The sequence below is a fragment of the Plantibacter sp. CFBP 8804 genome, from assembly GCF_014841225.1.
Classification (GTDB): domain Bacteria; phylum Actinomycetota; class Actinomycetes; order Actinomycetales; family Microbacteriaceae; genus Plantibacter; species Plantibacter auratus.
Window position 1 is genome coordinate 1 of record NZ_JACYTU010000032.1, and the last position, 5,211, is coordinate 5,211.

Sequence of the window (5,211 nt, forward strand, 5' to 3'; positions counted from 1 at the left end):
CGTCGGTCTCGAGATCGGTGAACTCGAGACCGACGACGCGCCTTCATCCGACTCCCGACGGGACGCGCAATCGATCATGCACGCACTCGAAGCCCTCATGCTCGCGATGGAGCGCAGCACTGCCCTGGTGCCGCTGGGCGGCGGCCCGGGCACGGCTGGTGAAGCGGAGCGCCGGTGACAGCGGCCACGTCCAGAATCAACGCACGGCAGGACCTCTGCGAGGGCGACGGAGCGCTACGACTCCCAGCACCAGCATCACTGCCCCGAGCGCACCTGCCATACCCGGGTCGACCCCGGTCTCCGCCAGTCGCTCCCCCGCGACTGCAGGAGGCTCCTGAGACGGCGATTCCTGCGGGACCGGCGCTGGTGGAACAGCAGGCTCCAATCCCGGCGACGCCCCGCACTTGTCCGTGACGATGAAACCGATCCGCTCGATCGTCCAGTCGGCCGCGACCTCACTGCCGAAGGCGACCGTGAAGAACGCACTCTCGGAGGGCACGGGTTCGCCGAACATCGTCGTTCCGGAGACGGTCTGGGACAGCTCGCTCGGCGGGAGGACACGGGTCAGATCGGACGTCGCACCGGCATCCTCCCGAGTCGGATCCGGCGCGGTGAACGGCGTGACCTGCACAGCTGTCGACGCCCTGCTACCCGCAACCGTCACGGTCATGGTGAGACCGTTGACCAAACGGATGCATCCCGCCTCGGGAGCCGGCACCATCAATCCTGTGCCCGTCACCGTCGGTATCTCTGCGGTCGAGAACGCATACGGGAGAGCGATCGACCCCGGAGCGGTGAGCGGGGCCCGGTCACCCCACACAGCTGCATCCAGCGGCACAGCGATCGCACCGACGACCTCCGACGTCTCGGCTCGAGCCGCCGAAGGAACGAGCATCAGGAGGCACACGGCGATGCCGCAGCCGCTGAGGATGTTGCGCATGGAGTCGGACCTTTCAGACGGATCGGAACATGGCGGAAGCATGTGACCTCACGGGTCAACGGCCTCCTACCGGGGTAGTCTCACAGCTCGACAACCCGAATGGACGGGACGCTCGGGTGATCTTTCGGGTGACCTCTCGAGAGCCGGCCGAGCAACTCGACCAGCATGGCGAGCTGTCCACCGCGTTGGACGACTCCGGATCGGGCGCGCACATCGATATCCCCCAGATGGTCGATGGCGGTCCGGGAATCAGTTCTCTACCGTGACATCGTGACCCACGATGAGACGACGAACCAGCCGTTCCAGACAACGCCGCAGATGCCTGCCGTACGACCGATCGCCGTCCGGCGCGCACGACTCCGCCTCGCCGCTTTCCTCCTCCTCATTCAAGGCCTTGCCATGGAGGGGCTCATCACGCTCGCCCTACCAGTCATGCTCGCCCTGGGCCTGATCCCCGGGGATCTGCCACCCGGCGTCCATGTTTTCGCTCTGCCCTACCTGAACGACAACCTCGCACTGATGATGGTCATGAGCGGCATCTTCGGCGCACTCCGCACCGTCGGCGCGATCGGCGTGCTGAAGAACCGCGCCTGGGGTCTCCACCTCTCCCTGATCAACTGCACCGTCACCCTCGTGCTCATGATCTTCATGCTGCCCGCCGGCATCGTCGACGGCATCCTCTCCGGCGGCGCCCTGGTCCTCCTACTCATGGCTCGATCCGGACGCGACAGCATTCTCCCCTCGACGGACGACTCCGAGGACCGGGCCGCGCAACGGCGCACTCGTTCCGCCGGTGGTCGCTGAGGTTCTGCAGCAGGGCCGCCGAGGAGCACCCCAGGGGACAACACTGGGATGGTCTTCCTGACGAAGCTCGGCACGCCGATCGAGCAGCCAGGCTTTCTCCACGGCAGCGAGCACGTCCGTCAGGTTTTACAAACGCTTCTGCAGCTGCGGTGTCGTCGTCGGCGATGACTTGCCCGGGTCTTACTGTGGTGTTCTGGGCACCGTCTCGTCTCGATGTGACACGCTACTTCCAACCCCACCATCGATGCTCCGTATCCTGGACCACCGGTGTATCTTCGGGCCCCACCGGTGATCGCAAGCCATACGGGTCGCTCACTCCACGTCCGACCCGGAGACGTGTGGCACCGGCCCTGAAAGGGGAGGCACTTGACCGAGACAGCAGCGCCGGACGCCGCCGCCATCCCGCCCCGCAGGAAGTCTGGGTGGTTGTTCACCCGTGATCTCCTGATCATCGTCGCGATCGCCCTCCTGGCATCGGTCCTGATCAAGTCCTTCCTCGTGCGCTCGTTCTACATACCTTCGGGCTCAATGGAGAACACACTGCAGAAAGAAGACCGCGTGTTGGTGAATCAGCTCGAGCCACGGCTTCTACCCATCGAGCGAGGAGACATCGTCGTCTTCACAGATCCTGGCGGCTGGCTAGCCCCGAAACCGGAGCCCAACAAGGAGCCGGCGCAGGCGGCCCTCGACTGGGTACTGCAGGGCATCGGCCTCGCCGCCGATGACGCGAACGACCACCTCATCAAACGGGTCATCGGTCTTCCCGGCGACCACGTCGTGTGTTGCAACCCTCTCGGCCAGATCACCATCAACGACGTACCAGTCGACGAACACAGCTACATCAAACCCCACGGCGAAGGAACCGCGGCCTCCTCGATGACGTTCGACGTGATCGTTCCTCCAAACGCGCTCTGGGTGCTGGGTGACAACCGCAGCAACTCCCAAGACTCCCGCTACCACCCGACGCTGCCAGGGAAAGGCTTCGTCCCGATCGACAACGTCGTCGGGCGCGCCATCCTGACCACCTGGCCAACCAACCGATGGAGCTGGCTCGACAACCACAGCACCGTCTTCCTCGGCGTACCCTCGAGCGTCAACGACCGGTGAAACTGCCCAAGCCGTCCGTCGCGCTCTGACGACACGTCCGAAAGGGTGAACTCCGGGGTGAGTTCGCTAACTCGTTGACCTTCCAGGGCCGTGTGAACCCTAGGTTCATGCGGGGAAGGGTCCACACATGCCTAGAAGTTCACGTCGTCACGCGCGCCCGTTCACCCGTCGCGCCCGGCTACTGCTGCCGGCGCTACTCGGTGCCGTCCTGGCGGTCGGGACGGTACCGGTCACCGCTGGCAGCGCTTCAGCGGTCGGCCCTGCCATTCTCTCGATCGAGATCACACCTGTCGATACGACGACAGGTGACGTCGTGACGACGGCGGGATTCAATCAGCAGAACAATCGTCTCGGCTACCGCATCGCATATTCCTGCTCGGTGGCGGAATGCACTGATGCGGTCGTGACTCTTCCAGCCGCAGCGCTGGATCCCACCTACGGAACCTTCCGCATCCACCGGTACGAGACGTGGACACCGCCGGCAGGTGGCGGCGCGACCATCGCGAACAGTATCACTGCGGGGGTCACCGTGCGCTTGGGTAACGTCGCAGCCGGCACATCCTCCACCTTCCTGGTGCAGTACGTGCGCGACATCGACACGAGCGCACCCGGCGTGACGGCACCTGCATACTTCCCCGACGGCTACGAGATTCAGAATTCCGCAACGATTGCGTCGCCCAATGCGGTCGCTTCAGCGACCGCCGACGCTCCATCGGTCACCTGGCAGATTAGTTTGCCGACGGCGCCAAGCATCATCAAGACGGGCCCAGCTTCGGTGCGCCCGGACGTCGACCTGACCTACCGGATCGCCATGTCGGACGGATGTTTCTCGAATCGAGGTTCGGGACGGTGGACCGCTGCCGGAAACCTGCAGTGCGCGAAGAACTACACAGTGGTGGACCGTCTTCCCGCGCGGGCACAATTCGTCAGTGCATCTGATGGCGGGACATACGACGCTGCTACGCAGACGGTGACTTGGAGCGGATCGGGTGCAACCGCTGCCGGCGGCTGGGGCGTATCGGCGTTCTCAGGTTGGAGCCAAGGGTTCGGCTACAACCCGCGCTCGGTCACGGTCCGATACCCAGCGAGCGCGTTCCCCGAGAGCGCTGGCGGGGCCGACTTCAGTGTTCCGGTCACGAACAACGCCGATGTCTCAGTGACCTACCTCGACGACGGTGCGACGACCAAGACGGCCACTACCTCGTTCACGCACGATGTAGTGCGCGTCGAGCCGTTCGGACGAGCCGACCAAAGCAAGATCTCAACCTCCGATGCGATCGTCGCTGGCGAGCGATACGTCAACGTACCCCCGAAGGTCGCCGGCCTCACCTGTCCGGTCTCCGGGCGTGACGAGTGGGGGCGGGTATGCTCGCCCGGGCAAACCCTGGCCCCTTTCAGCCAAAACAAGCAGTGGTTTGTGGAGTCCGTCAACCGGGGGAACGCCACCGGCGTCTCGACCATCGTGGACAAGGACCTCGGAGACTCTCCGGCGAGGGTTCGGCGTATCGACACCACCGCAACCAGCCCCGCCGCGAAGATCGCCTATACGGTCACCAACGGGACGACATCCACCTCGGACTCCGCCACGGGCTCATATACAGCCCCTGCCGGAAGCTGGATCACCTCAGCAACCGTGACCTCCGGCAGTCTCGCCGGCCCGAACATCGTGCAAACAGGCACAGCAGGCACGGTCTTTAGAGTCACCTACTCGTACGAAGTCCCGGTGGGAACACCGTTCGTCCAGTGGTCGAACACCGCCACCGCGACGATGACCTACCCAGACCACCCGCAGATCGAGCCGCTCGAGACGATGGCCTCGGGAACCGTGACATTCCGCGAGTGGCCGAAAGTCGTCGTTCCGGTGGCGACACCCGGTTTTTCGGCTGGTTTCGACGGGGCACCGATTGTCGAAGGGGGCGGACAGGTCGTCCCAGCCGGCAAGGTCACATTCAACGTGAGGGGTTCGACGACGAACATCCCAGCGAATCGCAGCGTCTCGCCGCAGTATGTGTTCATCGCCCCCGCTGGCTGGAAGGTACTACCGAACTCGGCGGCCTTCGCCGCGGGGGCGGTACCGCCTGGCGTCAGCTTCACCTACAAGAATGTGACTATTGGCGGTGTCACTCGTCAGGCCGTCATCGCTTCCTGGCCCACTGCAGCGACCTTCGGCATGAATGCGACGTGGCCGACGATGACCGTAGCCGCCAGCCCTACCTCGTCGGTTGTCGCCGGAACCAACAGCCAGGCGAGCGTCTGGGCAGGCGACGCTCGCAACACCTTCGAACCGAACACGACCACCTGGAGCGGCAAGATCGTCGACGCGACGGATGTCGACGGAGACGGCAATCAGACTGAGGCGT

Annotated in this window: 3 protein-coding genes; all 3 read left to right on the plus strand. The window is 64.6% G+C overall.

Translation table 11 applies throughout. The features are described 5' to 3' along the window. Positions 1 to 1,210 precede the first annotated feature (1,210 nt). A complete protein-coding gene (locus IFU11_RS19860; RefSeq protein WP_192020092.1) occupies positions 1,211 to 1,744 on the plus strand; it encodes a hypothetical protein in 534 nt (177 codons plus the stop codon). A 366-nt stretch (positions 1,745 to 2,110) separates the two neighbouring features. Next, a complete protein-coding gene (gene lepB, locus IFU11_RS19865) occupies positions 2,111 to 2,851 on the plus strand; it encodes a signal peptidase I (protein WP_137243586.1) in 741 nt (246 codons plus the stop codon). A 127-nt stretch (positions 2,852 to 2,978) separates the two neighbouring features. After that, the coding region (locus IFU11_RS19870; RefSeq protein WP_192020093.1) for a hypothetical protein at positions 2,979 to 5,211 on the plus strand (2,233 nt) is incomplete at its 3' end.